12 protein-coding genes are annotated in these 15,748 nt (G+C 58.0%); 7 read left to right on the top strand and 5 right to left on the bottom strand.

The window, feature by feature from the left end; all coding sequences use genetic code 11:
- From OKB81_RS02405 to OKB81_RS02395, 3 genes are all read right to left on the bottom strand, one after another.
- Positions 1-3,713, bottom strand: a 3,713-nt coding sequence (locus OKB81_RS02405) for a DUF4347 domain-containing protein (protein WP_270805117.1), incomplete at its 3' end; no start/stop codon positions are given.
- A gap of 39 nt (positions 3,714-3,752) precedes the next feature.
- Complete coding sequence (locus OKB81_RS02400) at positions 3,753-4,502, bottom strand: efflux RND transporter periplasmic adaptor subunit (RefSeq protein ID WP_201035468.1); 750 nt, start codon at positions 4,500-4,502, stop codon at positions 3,753-3,755.
- Positions 4,502-6,067 carry a TolC family protein gene (locus OKB81_RS02395; protein WP_201035467.1) on the bottom strand — a complete coding sequence of 522 codons (1,566 nt, stop codon included), beginning with the start codon at positions 6,065-6,067 and terminating at the stop codon, positions 4,502-4,504. Before OKB81_RS02395 ends, OKB81_RS02400 begins: the two co-directional genes overlap by 1 nt.
- A gap of 283 nt (positions 6,068-6,350) precedes the next feature.
- Here OKB81_RS02395 and OKB81_RS02390 point away from each other — a divergent pair, with 283 nt between their 5' ends.
- Positions 6,351-7,301: an IS1595 family transposase gene (locus OKB81_RS02390; RefSeq protein ID WP_063941751.1), complete on the top strand. Its 951-nt coding sequence runs from the start codon at positions 6,351-6,353 to the stop codon at positions 7,299-7,301.
- Positions 7,302-7,331: 30 nt separating this feature from the next.
- Here the strand turns inward: OKB81_RS02390 and OKB81_RS02385 are convergent, their stop codons facing one another.
- Positions 7,332-8,030, bottom strand: a complete 699-nt coding sequence (locus OKB81_RS02385) for an NUDIX hydrolase (RefSeq protein ID WP_201035466.1) — start codon at positions 8,028-8,030, stop codon at positions 7,332-7,334.
- 64 nt (positions 8,031-8,094) lie between these two features.
- On the bottom strand, positions 8,095-8,763 hold the full coding sequence (locus tag OKB81_RS02380; protein WP_201035465.1) for an OB-fold protein: 669 nt from the start codon (positions 8,761-8,763) through the stop codon (positions 8,095-8,097).
- 228 nt (positions 8,764-8,991) lie between these two features.
- Here OKB81_RS02380 and OKB81_RS02375 point away from each other — a divergent pair, with 228 nt between their 5' ends.
- The 6 genes from OKB81_RS02375 (at position 8,992) to OKB81_RS02350 (ending at position 15,708) form a co-directional block, all read left to right on the top strand.
- Positions 8,992-9,777 carry a WYL domain-containing protein gene (locus OKB81_RS02375; RefSeq protein WP_201035464.1) on the top strand — a complete coding sequence of 262 codons (786 nt, stop codon included), beginning with the start codon at positions 8,992-8,994 and terminating at the stop codon, positions 9,775-9,777.
- A gap of 13 nt (positions 9,778-9,790) precedes the next feature.
- Entirely contained in the window at positions 9,791-10,372 is a 582-nt protein-coding gene (locus tag OKB81_RS02370; RefSeq protein WP_201035463.1) for a plasmid pRiA4b ORF-3 family protein, read from the top strand.
- A gap of 349 nt (positions 10,373-10,721) precedes the next feature.
- On the top strand, positions 10,722-12,362 hold the full coding sequence (locus OKB81_RS02365; RefSeq protein WP_201035462.1) for a VRR-NUC domain-containing protein: 1,641 nt from the start codon (positions 10,722-10,724) through the stop codon (positions 12,360-12,362).
- The gene (locus OKB81_RS02360; RefSeq protein ID WP_270670455.1) at positions 12,359-14,632 is read left to right on the top strand and encodes an ATP-dependent DNA helicase; all 2,274 of its coding nucleotides are present in this window, start codon (positions 12,359-12,361) and stop codon (positions 14,630-14,632) included. Before OKB81_RS02365 ends, OKB81_RS02360 begins: the two co-directional genes overlap by 4 nt.
- 304 nt (positions 14,633-14,936) lie before the next feature.
- Entirely contained in the window at positions 14,937-15,374 is a 438-nt protein-coding gene (locus OKB81_RS02355) for a LexA family protein (RefSeq protein WP_023127666.1), read from the top strand.
- The gene (locus OKB81_RS02350; RefSeq protein ID WP_442865981.1) at positions 15,367-15,708 is read left to right on the top strand and encodes a Y-family DNA polymerase; all 342 of its coding nucleotides are present in this window, start codon (positions 15,367-15,369) and stop codon (positions 15,706-15,708) included. The genes OKB81_RS02355 and OKB81_RS02350 overlap by 8 nt, the downstream gene beginning before the upstream one ends.
- The last annotated feature ends 40 nt before the right edge of the window (positions 15,709-15,748 follow it).

Below are 15,748 nucleotides of genomic sequence, written 5' to 3'. Positions count from 1 at the left end.
CCCGCCGCCGCGCTGATGCTGAAGGCATTCTCGATAGCTGCCAGCTGCTCGGTGGTCAGCGGCAGATTGGTGGTGCCATCAGCCCGCTTGGCGGTAACCGACTTGGTCGTTTCTGTCGCCGCAGGCCGATCAGAAGGATCTGCGTCAGCAAAGGTGATGGAACCCGTATCTGTCAGAGTACCGCTATCGTTAATGGCGCCATCGGTATCGACGCCTGTAATGACTGGAGTATCGTTTACTGCGTTAATGGTGATGTCGAGGGAAGCTGCTTCCAAATTGCCAAATCCAGCTCCGCCGTACTCGACGATGTAGCCGCTAATAGCACCGTTGTTGAACGCATAATCATTCCATTTCCCATTGCTGGAGATGAAGTGCGCGTAGTCTTCTTCGCCAGCATTGTTCGGTTCACCATCACCCCAGTTTTCATAGTTCCCGTCAACCGAACTACCGCTACCCGTACCAGTCCAGAACAGCGTGCCCGCCTCTGGCCCGGTTACCCAGCGCCATTGCCCTTCAATAGCAGCGTCGCTGGCGCCCATCCAGCCATCGCCACCCAGCTTCGGAGTGATGAAGGCATTTTCCTCAGCGGAGGTTACGGTCGCCAGATACCCCTTCAAGCCAAACAACTCGCGGCTCTCGGCGGCTGCCTTAGCGTCCGCCCAGGTCATACCGGGCGCACTGACGTACTCGTAGTAATGCCCATTCGCAGGGTTGTAGAACAAGCCCTGCTCATCCACCCGATAGGGTTGCCAGCTGCTGCCGCTGTCGTCACTCGCTTCGATAGTCAGCTGGTCGCTGCCAAAGTAATCGGCGTCACCTGCGTAACGAAGCGAGTTGAGAGCGGCCTGAACATCGCCAATGGCACCCGAGAACACCAGAGTGTGGCCACCGGACTGGGAAACAGAAACCGAACCTGGATTATCCAGAGTCAGGTTGCCATGGTTTGAACTGATACGAACTGTGACGTTGTCCCCTTCAACATCCGTCAGGGCGAACCCGTTGATGAGAATCGAAGAGTCTTCGTTAAGTGTGACGGATGACTTGCCGGTAATGGAGACCGGATCATTGACAGCCGCGACCTGCACATTGACCTGCAAGCTGGCAGCAGACACCCCGTTCTGACTGTCAACGGCTTTCACCGTGAAAGCCGAGAGTACGCCGTTGGCATTACTGTCCGGCAGCCAAATCAGGCTCTCGCCTGGTGCCAGCAGTGTGGTGCCGGCAACGACATCACTCAGCACCCCGCCAGAGTCGCGGCGCAAGGTGCCACTGAGAATGGATTCGATACGGAACGATACCGAGGCATCCTCTTTGTCGGAGGCGTTGGCCAAGGCTTGCAGTTCTGCGTAGGTAATGGTCCTGGCAGTATCCTCCGACGCGCCGGTTACAGTCCCGGTGCTGTTATCAATTACCGGGATATCATTAACTGCGGTAATGGATGTTCCAAGACTAACCGCTACAGCCGAGACCGCTGCTGTGCCGCCGGTGCTTCCAACAGCGGTCGTATCAAAGGCTTGTCTGGTCGCACCGCTGGTGAAGGTAATACCGGGATCAGAGCTGTCAACAGCATGAACACTGAGGCTGCCGGGCGCGCCATTGTAATCCGCCGCAGGAACGAACCGCAGGCTCGCAGTAGAAGACAGCAGCAGCCCCGCATCGGCCGAGACAGTACCAACCGCTAGCCAGTTGGTGCCATCAGTGGAATATTGCCACTCGCCCTGCGAGGAGTCGCTGGCGTCGCCGGTGATGATGATGCCTGCCAGTGAATCCTTCGGATCAAAGGACGCATCGACATCCGAGAACAGCGAGCCGAACAGGGTACCGATACTGCTACCTGCAGGAGCCGTGGTGTCTTCATTGACAGCGCCGAGTGTCGCATTGCCACTGAACGAGGGAGCGTTGTTGCGTTCAGCGATAGTGACCTGACTGGTATCGGAGCCGGTATTGCCAGCCTTGTCCATTACCGAGACGGTAACGGTGCGGGTCAGTGTGTTGTAGTCGACCGCGGTATTTTCGTAGGTTATGCGCTGGGCAAGCGAGGTCAGTACAGAGTCACCAACCGGGCCCGGCGGGTTGGCCTGGGTGACCTTGACGTCGTCGATCATCAGCTTGCCGCCGACGTAGTTGCCGCCGGTGAAATCGTAGGAGCCGGCTACAAATACAAAGCGGTATACCCCCTCTTGGCCCGCGCCGATAGTGATCTCTTCACGAGCCCAATTGGTTTCTTGATTTGAGCTAGTACCAGTGCGATCAAGAATGGTAATGGTTTCGCCGGTATTGACGTCGATAATGTAGCCAAACGCATCATAGGCGTCACCACCACTAAGTGCCTTCCAATCAAAGGACACCTTGTCGCCAGCTTGAAGTGCAACAGCCCCGTCACTGTAGACGGCTGGGCCGCGAATAACTCCATAGGACTGATTAAAGCTGGCTGCCCCGGTATCCAACTCGATTGCCAAGTCACTCGCATCAGAGCCAGCATAATTGGACAATTTGGCGCTTTGAACAAAATTGCCACCGGTGGTGTTGTCACCCACGGAACCGTTGCTAGCCGGGTAGGTTGGGTCAACAGGTGTAAGCTGCCCCGCGATCTGGTCAACCCCCATGCGCAGACGTTGCATGACCGATGTCCAGCCTGAGATAACCGTCGAACCGTTGGTGCCATCCTGGAAGTCGCCGTTTTCAAAGGCGTTGGAGAAGTTGATTCTCAGCGGCTGGCCATTTTCGCCGTTTTTGACCAGGTCAACGCTACCAATCACAATCGCGACAGACCCGTTACCACGATAAACCGTACTGCCAACGATGGACACTTCACCGTTCACGGTTGAGGGTGTGCTGTCACTGATGAAGCCCAGCGACTCTGAGGACGTTGCACCACCAATTTCAAAGTCGATATAACCACCGGTGTAATCAGTGCCGCCACCGATGGTCACATCGCCGTCAATCCGCACAGCCCCGTCACCTTCGCTGTACTGGAGGTCGTCAAGGTTGGAGATTACCAACGGCGCCAGCGTGCCATCGTACCCAGCCGCAACCAATGCAGTGGTCTCGACCGAACCACTGGTGACCTCCAGCTCCCAATCCCCGCCGAGTGCCTGGGCACCGGTCAGGTCTTCGGACGCAGCAACATCAGCGCTGGTGAGTTGCGCTACAGCATCCAGAAACCCCTGCCCTTCACTGTCAGAGCCGACGTAGCAACCATAGAGCATCAGGTCACCCGACTCGGTCAGCGTTTCACCCAGCGCGGCGAGCAGCTGCGCATTGGCATCCAGATTCTCACCATTAAGCGTCAGTGTGCCGAGTTTCAGCTCACCCACATCACCGTGAGAGAACAGGTGGATGGCATCAATACCCGACTGCCCCTGCAGCGCGGCGACCATTTGTTCCAGGCCGTTCTCGCTGCTGTCTATCAGAATGACTTCAACACCGTCATCCAGCCCATCGACCAAGTCCTGATAGTTGTCTACCGAGGTATCGACAAAAGCGACTTCGCGGCGATTACCAGGCTCACTTGCCGTGGGCGCCGGCGCAGCAAAATGCATACTCTGTTCGGCCGAAGCGGTATGCGTTGCGGCCTCCTGAAAAGCCACGTCCGTGGTCATTTCTACAGCGGTAGCAACCGCAGCACCATCAAGCAGAATGCGCGGCTCCAGCGCACTGATCAGGGGCTTGCGGCGAAAGCGAACTGCGTTAGCGGGGGTGTGTTTTTTCATGTCCTCTATCCCTTTAGGGCACAGGCCAGATGGTCTGTTTCAGGGGCTGACTTGTTCTTCGGCGGGCGCGGGCTCGCTGAATACGGCAGTCGCGCTCATACCGGGTATAAGTTGCGTGTTTTGTGGCAATTTGGCTCTCAGCAGGACTGTCTGGCTGACAGCATCAATTGCGGGAATAATCGCCCTAACCTCGGCAGATTCGGGTTCGGCAAGGTTGTCCACCAGCAATCTGATTGGCTGGCCCACGGACAGCCAGTTCAGCCAGGCTGCGGGCACAACCACTTCCGCCTCGAGGTTCTGGTCACCCACAACCTCAATCAATTCCTGTTGCTGGCGAATATTCTCGTGGGCGTTGACCCGCAGACCGACAACGCGGCCTCGCCAGGGTGCCTTGATTACACAGCGGTCGGTGTTGAGACGGGCAATTTTCAGCTCAGCCAGAGCCTGGGCATATTCTGACTGCGCCAGAGCGACATCCAGCCCACCGATTGAGTTCAAGGCATCAAGCTCACGAGCATTTTCGCTTTTGATTCGCGCTGCCTGAACTTCAGCAGCCACCTTCTCGGCCTGGGCGTCATACAGGGAACAGTCCAGATCAACCAGAACTGCTCCCCTTTCAAAGGCCTCACCGGGAAGGTAAGGAATGCGCTGGACGCGCGCAGCCAGCTCGCCCGAGAGTACGGCGCGATCCAGTGACTTGATCACTGCTCGCGCCTGGTACTCGGCCTGAGCCGAAGCCGCGCTTGCCAGCAGGGCCAGCGACAGCCCCAGATTGAATTGCTGACGCATCAGCTGGTCTTGTCGCTGGCGACGACTTGATCAGACTCAACTGGCACAACGGCCTCCGCAGACTGTGCACTTTGAGCTGAATGCTGCCACTGATCAAAGCGCTGTCCGATCTCCTGGCCCAACGCCTCAACATTCAGAGTCTGATAATCCTGCGGGAGCAGATCCATGCCGATGGTCACAAAGACACGACCGTAGCTGTTCTGCAGATCGGCATACGCAACATCACGGCGCAGCTCGGCCAGGACAGTGTTAAGCGACTCACGAATCAGATCGAGCTGCGACATGCGCTTGTGCTCCGCAGCATTGCGGGTCTGCTCGCCAATGCGCTCGGCAACACCGAGATACTGAGTGGCCAGGTCGAAGCTTTTGCGCGCCTGCTCATAGCGGATGCGAGAGAGATGCACCTGAGTGAGAACCGCCATGGAGGTAGCCAAACGCTGCTCTTCGGTCAGCGCCTCGCGGGTCTCTGCCATCCGACGCTCAGCGCCAATCTTGAACACGTCCAGCATGTTCCAGCTGATCTGCGCGCCGACACTGGTCCAATCCTGGTTCAGCAGATATTCGTTACTATCCTGGTAGGAGCCGGCGGTCAACTGAATGCCCGGGAGCAGGCTCAGCATTGCTGCCTTTGTCTCTGCAGCAGAAATGCGTTTCTGGTAGTGAGTTTCGACCAGTTCAGGGCGCTGCTGCAGCGCCTGCTCTTCCATCTCGGCCAGGCCCACGCTCAGCTCCGGCACTACAAAAGCCGGATTCGACGCGTCAACCAGCGAGAACTGCGTGCCCGGCTTCAAACCCATGAGGGCCGACAACTCGGTCTTGGCCCCCATAAGGTCCTGACGCAGGGCCTGCAGCGCGCGGAGAATATCCAGCAACTCACGCTGGTAATACAGCGCATCCAGCGGTGAGCGCAATCCTTGAGTTTCTACCTGGCGAGAGTTCGCCAGTGCATCACTGGCTTGGTCGATCAGGGGATTGATCTTGCTCAGCAGGCGCTCTGCCGAGACTGCTCGCCAGTAGGCAGCGCGCACGTCCTGGGTAATGTTGTGAACAACCTTTCGCTCACGCTCCCTGGTAATCAGATAACGATCCGCATGCTGCTGAGCACGAACATAGGACAGACCAAAGTCGAGGACATTCCAGGAGAAGGCAACATCCTGAGTATCACGCTCACGACCCTGTGAAACGGAGTAAGCCGGGTTCGGGCCCAGCGCATCCGGCTCGCCGTCAGTAAAGTTGACGCTGGCAGACGCTGCGTATTCGCTGCGCTTCGAGTAACCCGCCGATGCCGTCAGCTCAGGCAACATCTCATGGCGAACAAGATCGATTTGCCCTTGGGCCAGAGCCGCTTCCAGGGACTTCAATTTCTTATCACGATTGTTGAGAACGGCGCGGGCGATCGCCTCATCCAGAGAGATCGCTGCCTCAACAGCCTGCTCCTGCGCCAAGCGTTCGATATCCGAAAGCGCTGTCGTTTCAAGGCTTTGCGGAGTAATCACGTTGGGAGTAACAGAGCAACCACTTGCGAGGGCAACAACAGATAAAGCTAGCAGGGACTTCTTAAGCATGAACTCTTCCTTCGGTAGAAGATCGAACCATTCTAAGGAAGCTCTGAAAAAGCCCATGTTTCGCGAAATCACCGCTCTGTAACCCGCATGGTTGCTGGGATACATTTTTCGAGCGGGGGCTTTTTCAGACCTTCCCTAATGGCGTCTTGCCAACATGCTAATCATTCTGTAAATCAAAAACAAGCCTATTGACAGCGAAAAGCTATAAGTAACCTGATTACCCATGTTGTGCAGCCATGCCTATACTGTATGCGTATACAGCCATCAAGCAGAGGGTGCAGCCATGGCCAAGAACAAGGTTCAGTGTCAGAAGGGATTGAGCATAAACGCTTTTATGGCGAAGTACGGCACGGAGGAGCAGTGTGAGAAGGCGCTCTTCCAGTGGCGTTATCCCCAAGGCTTCGTCTGTAAAAACTGCGCCAATACGACCTTTTGCCGCCTCCACCATCGTCCCCGCATCCTTCAGTGCAACCGTTGCCGCAGCCAGAGCTCGCTCATCAGTGGCAGCATTTTCGCCTGCACCAAGCTGCCGCTGACCACCTGGTTCCTGGCGCTTCATCTGCTGACGGTCTCCAAGACCGGTCTGTCGGCCATGGAGCTGCATCGCCAGCTTGGCGTCAACTACAACACGGCCTGGATGGTGAAGCACAAACTGTTGCAGGCGATGAAAGAAGCGGATGATCGGCATCCTCTGCACGGCATTATTCAGCTCGACGACGCCTACTGGGGCGGCGAACGACGCGGTGGCAAACGAGGACGAGGGGCGGCAGGCAAGACACCTTTTGTAGCGGCAGTTGCTCTGAACGAAGTTGGACACCCGATAGCCATGCGCATGACGGTCGTTTCTGGTTTCAAAACCAAAGAGATAGGTGCTTGGGCTAAGCGCCACCTGGGGCCGGGAAGTCTGGTCATCTCTGACGGCCTCAAATGCTTTCGAGCGGTTGAGCGCGCCACTTGCAACCATCTGGGCTTCACCATGGGCGGGCGTTTGGAGTTGCTGGATCACGCCGCCTTTCGCTGGGTGAACACGATGCTCGGCAACATCAAAAACTCGCTTCACGGGAGCTGCCATAAGCTTGGCCAGAGGCACATTCCCCGCCATCTCGCTGAATACTGCTTCCGCTTCAACAATCGCTTTGACCTTAGCGGCATGCTCGCCAAGCTTGGGGCTGCTGCGGCGATCACGCCGCCTATGCCATACCGCTTGCTGAAGCTGGCTGAAGATCATGGGTAATCAGGATAAGTAAAGAGAGGTTGATTCAGATCAATATTCTCCAGACCGAAAGTAATTGTGCACACGCGACTTCCGCCAATTAAATAGCGCTAAAAAAAACAAGGCGTCATTTGCGTAGTAGGAAAACCATTTCTCCTCCATCACTTGCGGAATGAAACCCTTGCGTATCGCCGCAGCCTCATCGGCATCCAGTTTGAAATCCAGTCTCAACACGCTATGCCGCTCAGGCAGCGGGCGAATGTTCCAGTCCGCGGCGCAGGCTGGCTGCCCAGCGTCTCGCTCGCCATCGGGAAGTACGACAGTCGTATTTTCCTCAAACCAGTGGCGCGCAGCGGCAAGCACAGCCAGATCCCGCAACCGTCCAGTGGGGTAGTTCGTCTGCCCAATCAGCGCTTCCGCCTGGTCAAAATCAGCCCAGCGGGTAGCCTGGGTTTCCCGGTCGAATTTGCCCTGTGGGCCGATATGACGCATGACAAAATAGGCATTGGTACTCAAGCTGCCGTTGAATAGCCCTGGCAAGACATCAACGATCTCTACCTCATAGCCAGTCTCCTCTCTGACCTCTCGCAGTGCCGTAATCTCCGGTGTATCCCCTGGCTCTGGCGTGCCTTTAGCAAAGGTCCAAACATAGCCAGCGAAGTGGTTGGCCGGCTCGCGCAGTAGGATCTGACCGGTGCGGGTCAAAAGAATGCCTCCGTAGGCTGAGGCCTTATCGATACTCCAGGTCATGGTGCTTCCCTTTTTATTCATCCGTGCTGGGTAAAGCCATGCTCGGCGCTCTCTGGTATCCAGGTCAATTTGCCGGTACGCAGCCTTTGGACATTGGTGTCTTGGCCACATCGCCGCTACCTGTGCAAATCAGGCTGATGCGCATACCACTCTGCAGGCCTGCGGCGTAGTTGGCATGGGCGTCATCGAGCTGGAATTGCGGCTCCATGAACTGGTTTACCCCGCCACGCAGGGTGACGTAAGGATTACCGAACAAATCGGTATTGATCGACTCCACCACGCCAGTGACCTTGAAGCGCTTACCTTTGAACTGCTGATCGGCTGCGACCGTATTGCGGTCATACGCCTGAGCCAGTTGCTGAGTGTTTACTTCAAACACGGGCACAACCGCGGCTGCCACCTCTGCAGGCTGACTCTGGCTAGTCGTGGGCGCAGCAGCCTTGCCGGACGGACGCTCCCCTGAAGCCATCGCAACGACCATCAGCGCGAGCCAAGCAAAGCCGATCACCCGGCTGGTAGTGCTGTGCCCTTGGCGCAGCAAGAACCAAACAAAAACGACCGGAAACAGAAAGATCCCCACGCCCAGCCAGAAGCCAACACTGCGGCTAATTGCGGGGACTGGCTGCATTTGAACGGTGGCTGCCTGCTTGGCGATAGGCGCACCACAATGCGGGCAGGCAGCCGCCTGGTCGCTGGCCATGCGATCGCACTCGCTGCAGTTGATCAATGCCATTTCACTACTCCTTGATTTCACTTCCTGTGCCGGCCTGGGTTGGCCGACTTGTTTGTCAGGATCAAGATATGTAGCGTGGCTTGACGCATCCAGAGTGTGCGTTCGTACAGGTAAAGTTTTCGAGCAAGTGAGGCCCGCATGAAACGCAAACAGGAAGTCGAATCCGTGCGCTGGGATCTGGCGCTGCGCTACCGCCTGATCGAGACCATCACCTGGTAGGAGGGCCGCTTGACCACTGGCCATCTGATGCAGAGCTTCGGCATCAGCCGTCAGCAAGCATCGAAGGACATCAACTCCTACATCACCGACTACGCGCCAAAGAACCTGGAATACGACAAGCATTTGAAGGGGTATGTGCCGAGCCGGCACTTCAAACCGCTGTTTATCGATGACAGCGCCAGCGCCTACCTGCACCTGCTCAACCAGAGTCACGATCGTGCACCGTATGTCGAGGGACTGGCTCTGGCCTATGCGCACACTGAGGTACTGGATGTGCCGGATCGCTCAGTACGCCCGGAGGTACTGCGCCCACTGCTCAAGGCCTGCCGCGATGGGCTGCGGCTGGAGTGCGAGTATGTGTCCTTCACTACGCCGGATGGCGAAACCCGCCTGATCGCGCCCCATACGCTGATCTTCACCGGCATGCGCTGGCACGTGCGCGCCTATTGCGAGAAAAACCGCGACTACCGCGACTTCGTGCTTAGCCGCTTTCGTGGCAAGCCCGAGTTGATGGATGACGAAACCGAAAACACCCGCGAGCAAGATCCGGGCTGGAACAGCCAAGTGCAGGTCATCATCGCACCGGACTCACGCCTCAAGCCCGAACAGCAAGCCATCATCGAGACCGACTACGGCATGCAGCATGGCAGGCTGGTGATCGATACGCGTGGTGCGCTGGTACAATACGTGCTGCAGCGCTATCAGATTGACCCGACCAAGGTACATGCCAAAGCCACCGCACAGCAGATCGTCGTCGCCAACCTCGATGAACTGCATCCCTGGCTATACCACTGAACGCGGAGTTCCCATGGCTACTCAGCCTCAATTGTACACCCTGCATATCCAGCTGGAGCCGCTGCATTTCAATCCTCCGATCTGGCGGCGGATACAGGTGACCGGCGACTGCACGCTACGCAAGCTGCATCATTTCATCCAAGCTGCGTTTGGCTGGAGCAGCGTCCATCTACATGAGTTCAGTGACGGGCTTAATCGCTACATGCCGCTGGACGCTGATTTTGCAGACATTTTCGAAGACGCCCTGGACGATCGCAAGGTCAAACTGAAGCGAGTCCTGAAGAACACAGACCGACTGCGCTACCTCTACGACTTCGGTGATAGCTGGCAGCATGTGATCGCAGTGGAAGCCAGCGAGCCCTGTGATTTCAGCGGAACCTGGTGCGAAGTGCTAGACGGCTCCCGCGCCTGCCCACCTGAAGATGTGGGGGGAGTTCCGGGCTATAAGCACTTCCTGCAGATTACCCAACAGGCTGACAGTGACGAAGGCCGCAGTGCACTTGAATGGGCAGGCGGCAGCTTCGATGCAGAGCTATTTGATCGTCGAGCGGCCAACGCCGCCGTGCAGCGGATCTGCAACAACTTCTGGGGCTAGCCGACTTGCCCAACAAGCTGCCAACCCTCTCGAAGCAAAGTTTCAGTAATGCAGAGCGCCGGCTTTCAGCAAGAATGGCCTCACACCCTGAATTTAGACGGATCCGGATCATGAAATTGGACGGAGCGTTATCATGAAGATAGTCGGCAGTTAGCCATGCTCATCCCTGGGTTCAGCCGTGCTCAATCAGATGGCATGGCAGCCGGAGGTGAGCCGCGCTGGCATTGTAGGCATGTCAAGAACGCAGCTGCTCTCTTCCCATTGCGTGGGGAATAGGCAGAACCTCTGATAGTTGATCGCCCGGGCGTCAAAGCGGACAATCCTGTACAAGAATACAGTAGTCACTACCATGTCCGTCCCACTACCGCCCGAGCTCTACTACCTCAGCAATTTCCGCACCGCACTCGCCTGGGTAGGTGAGCGCTATGCCGACTTGCTGTCGGATGAAGAGCGCGCCTTTCTCGACACCTTCCACAGCCTGGCCTGGCCATCCCAGGCTTTGCTGGTACGTATGGTCATGCGCAAGGGCTGTCATTTTCGCCTGAGCAAGCTCGTCTACCCGGAAATAGGCGACTGCCTGGCGGCAGCCGGCCCACTGCTTGAACAGGGCTGGATCACCGAACAAGCGGCGCTGACCGTGGATGAGGTTGCCGAGCTGCTGCGCAAGGACGAGGTGCTGACTCACCTGCCGCTCACCGACCGCCGCGCCACGCAGAAGAAGGCCGAGCTGCTCGAACAACTGCGCAGCACGGAGCTACCCGCCCAGACTTTCAGGGACTGGTGTCCTGGGCTGGATGATCAGTTGCTGAGCTTGATGGTGGGCGAGTTATGTGATCGCTTGCGCCTGATGTTCTTTGGCAATCTGGCCCAGGACTGGTCCGAGTTCGTGCTGGCGGATCTGGGCATCTACCGCTACGAATCGGTGGACATAGGCCCGGAGTCTCGGGGCTTTCAGTGTCGTCAGGACCTTGAGGATTACCTTCACCTGCGCCAGTTACGCGTCAGCGTTGAGCAAGGCGCAGACCTGGCGGACATAGTTCCGCCATTGCTGGCGTTCAGCTCAGACAACCCCTACCTGTGCAATCGCCAGTCGCGCCTGCTGTTTCAGATCGCTCAGCAACTGGAGAAGAGCGGTGAGTTGGAACAGGCCCTGGCGCTCTATCAGCACAGCGCCCATGGCGAAGCCCGCTGGCGGCAGATTCGCGTACTGGAACAGCTGGGACGGGATACCGAGGCCCATGATCAGGCGCTGGCCTTTAGCCAGGACCCGGGCAGTGATGAAGAAAGTCAGCGCCTGGAGCGGGCCCTCACCCGCCTGCGGCGTAAGCTCGGCCTACCGACGATGAAGCGCGCCAAGGCAGTGGGCGAAAGCCGTATCGACCTGGTGTTGCCGATGCCGGCACATGGCTGTGTGGAAATCGCCGTACGTGATCATCTGCAGCAGAATGATGCTCCGGTGCATTACGTGGAAAACACCCTTATTTGCAGCCTGTTCGGCTTGCTGTGCTGGGAGGCGATCTTCGCGCCGCTGCCGGGGGCGTTTTTTCACCCGTTCCACAGCGGCCCGGTGGACCTGCACAGCCCGGACTTTTATGCGCGTCGCCAACCTCTTTTCGAGCGCTGCCTGCAGCAGCTAGAGCAACCCGGCTACGTGCAATTGATCAAGGCCCGCTATCAGGAGAAGCTCGGCCTGCAGTCGCCCTTCGTGTTCTGGGGCGTGCTTGATGAAGTGCTGCTGGACTTGGCTCTGCAGTGCATTCCTGCCGCCCATCTGCATGCCTGCTTTACCCGCCTGTTGCGTGACCTGAAAGCCAACCGCGTCGGCATGCCGGATCTGATCCAGTTTTATCCGCAGGAACAGCGCTATCGGATGATTGAAGTAAAAGGCCCAGGCGACCGCCTGCAGGACAACCAGAAGCGTTGGCTGGCGTTTGCCGCCGAGCAGGGCATTCCGGTCGAGGTCTGTTACGTGAGCTGGGACGTGGCATGACCTACACCGTAGCGGTGCGTGCCCTCTGCGAGTTCACAGCCAAGGAGGGTGATCTTGACCTGCGTTTCACGCCCTCACCCACCGCTCAGGAAGGCATCGCCGGTCACCAGACCGTGGTGGGCCGGCGTGGTTCTGACTACCTTGCCGAACTGCCACTCAGCGGAAGCTACCCCGGACTCATCGTCAGTGGTCGCGCTGATGGCTATGACCCGGAGCGCAATCGTCTCGAAGAAATAAAAACCCACCGGGGCGATATCAGCCGCATCCCGGCTAACCACCGAGCCCTGCACTGGGCGCAGGTGAAGGTCTATGGCTGGCTGCTCTGCCAGCAGTTGGATCTGCAGGAAGTGGAGCTGGCCGTCGTTTACTTCAACGTGCTCACCCACACCGAGAATGCCTTCATCGAAGTGATGAGTGCCGCCGACCTGCAGCAGTTTTTCGAGCAGCAGTGTCAGCGCTTTCTGGTCTGGGCAGAGCAGGAAGAAGCCCACCGAAAAATACGCGATGCCTACCTGGATACGCTGCGCTTCCCCTACCCCGATTTTCGCCGTGGGCAACGCCAGTTGGCCGAAGCGGTGTATCGCAGTGCCCGTGATGGCCACACCCTGATGGCTCAGGCCACAACAGGTATCGGCAAGACGCTGGGCACCCTCTTCCCTCAACTCAAAGCCATGCCGGGCCAGCAGTTGGATCGGCTGTTTTTTCTCACGGCCAAGACGCCCGGTCGGCGCCTGGCGCTAGACGCCCTGCACAGCCTGCGCGAAGGAAACGATGCCACGCCGCTGCGGGTGCTGGAGCATGTGGCCCGCGACAAAGCCTGTGAGCATCCCGACAAGAGCTGCCACGGCGAGTCCTGTCCGCTGGCCAAGGGTTTCTACAACCGCTTACCTGAAGCCCGTGAGGCAGCGCTACGGCAGAGCTGGCTGACTCAGGAACAGGTGCGCACCATTGCCCTAGCCCATCAGGTCTGCCCTTACTACCTGAGCCAGGAGCTGTGCCGCTGGGTCGATGTGGTGGTCTGCGACTACAACTACTACTTCGACATCAGCGCCCTGCTCTACGGCCTTGCCCAGGTCAACGAGTGGCGCGTCGCCGTACTGGTCGACGAAGCGCACAACCTGGTCGAGCGTGCCAGGAGCATGTACACCGCCGAGCTCGATCAAGAAGAGTTTCATGAGCTATGCCGCATCGCACCCTCAGGCCTGCGCAGCGTGCTGCAGCGCGTCAGTCGACACTGGGAGCAGCTCAACCAGGTGCAGCAGGTGGACTATCAGATCCACCCTGTCGTGCCGGACCTGCTGGTGGCAGCGCTGCAGCGTGCCGTCAGCGCCATCACCGATCACCTGACCGATTACCCCAACGGTCAGGATCGACTGCTGCTGCAGTTCTACCTCAACGCCATGCTGTTCTGCCGGCTGAGCGAGTCCTATGGGCCGCACTCGCTGTTCGATGTAACCCGCCAGAACACTCAAGCGATTGGTGATCACACCACGCTGTGTCTACGAAACATCGTGCCAGCGCCCTTTCTCGCCAGCCGCTTCAGCGACGCCCACACCACTACCCTGTTCTCCGCGACGCTGCGCCCGGCCCGGTACTACCAGGATCTGCTGGGGTTGCCCGAGGAAACCCAGTGGATCGATGTGGAGTCGCCCTTCTCGGCCGATCAGTTGGCCGTGCGCGTGGTGCGCAACCTGTCGACCCGCTACCAGCACCGCGAGTCCAGCCTCGCGCCGATCTGCAGGCTAATGGCCGAGCAGTACCGCAGCACCCCCGGTAACTACCTGGCCTTCTTCAGCAGCTATGCCTACCTGGAGCAAGTACGCGAGCTGTTCATGACGCTGAATCCGGACATTCCAAACAGCGTACAGACCCGCAGCATGAATGAAAGTGAGCGCCAAGCCTTTCTCGATGGCTTTACGATCCACTCCGAGGGCATCGGCTTTGCCGTGCTCGGCGGAGCATTTGGTGAGGGTATCGACCTACCCGGCAAGCGGCTGATCGGCGCCTTTATTGCCACCTTGGGCCTGCCCCAGGTCAACGAGGTCAATGAAGAAGTCAAAGCGCGGATGCAGCAGATGTTCGGTGAGGTGAATGGCTATGACTACGCCTATCTCTATCCGGGCCTGCAGAAGGTGGTACAGGCGGCTGGCCGGGTGATCCGCACGGTCAATGACCAGGGCGTGGTGTATCTGCTGGATGATCGCTTCGGTCAGGCCAAAATTAGGGACCTGCTACCCACGTGGTGGAAGGTCGAACCCTACCGTCTGTGAGCCCTGGCGACACAAGCCAGAGCAAATCGATCAGACTGCACGGCCACCATAAGCCAGCTTTGCCAACCCGACCATCACCAGCCTTGTGGCCAGCACGGTCAAATACTCACTCATTGAACTCAGCATGGTGAACACTCTTCGGTTGTGATGTGTCGACCATAGGCCGGATCGCCAGATGAGGCGAAACGTAAACTTTTCACCCGTAAACATTTAGCGCACATGCCTAGGGGCACAGACGAACACGCCTTGAAGGATTCCAATATTGCCTGATACTGTACATAAATACAGTTAACGGCAATTTCCCATGAGCAACGCCCAGATCCTTGGTGCACTCCAAGCCAGTAGCACACGCTTACCCTGCTTCGACGCACACATTCCAGCCGGCTTTCCCAGCCCGGCGCTGGACCACATGGAACACAAGCTCTCGCTCGATGCGCTGCTGGATTTGCAAACACCGCACACCTACGTGGTGTCCGTTAGCGGTGACAGCATGACTGGGGCAGGCATCTTCGACGGTGACCATCTGATCGTCAGCCGCGCTATCACAGCAAGGCCGGGGCATGTGGTGGTTGCCTGCCTTAACGGCGATGTCTTGGTAAAGCGCCTGGCCCAGGAACAGGGCCAGTTCATCCTGCGCTCGGAGAACCCGGCCTACTCTCCGCGCTATATCCTGGAAAACGATGAACTGACGATCTGGGGCGTCGTCACTCACAGCCTGCGGAACCACCTCACTCATGGCTGATCCTGTGTACGCACTGGTCGACTGCAACAGCTTCTACGCCAGCTGCGAGCGTGTCTTTCGTCCTGACCTGTTGCGCACGCCCATCGTGGTGCTCAGCAACAACGACGGCTGCGTGATTGCCCGCTCTGCCGATGCCAAGCCGTTCGTGAAAATGGGCGCCCTCTTCCACGAGATCAGAGGCGACCTCAAGCGCCATGGGATCGTCGCCTTCAGCAGCAACTACGCCCTCTATGGCGACATGAGCGAGCGCGTGATGACGATCCTGGAGGGCTGCTTTCCAAGCATCGAGGTCTACAGCATCGATAAGAGTAAGTTGTATAGTGCGGACGCCTAAGCTATTGAGTTCTATCTATGGACATTGTTAAGCGTCCCAG

It is taken from the genome of Aeromonas sp. QDB56 (assembly GCF_027705505.1).
GTDB lineage: Bacteria > Pseudomonadota > Gammaproteobacteria > Enterobacterales > Aeromonadaceae > Aeromonas > Aeromonas caviae.
Note: the sequence above shows the minus strand (reverse complement) of the source record. Positions and strands in the feature narration are given on the sequence as shown.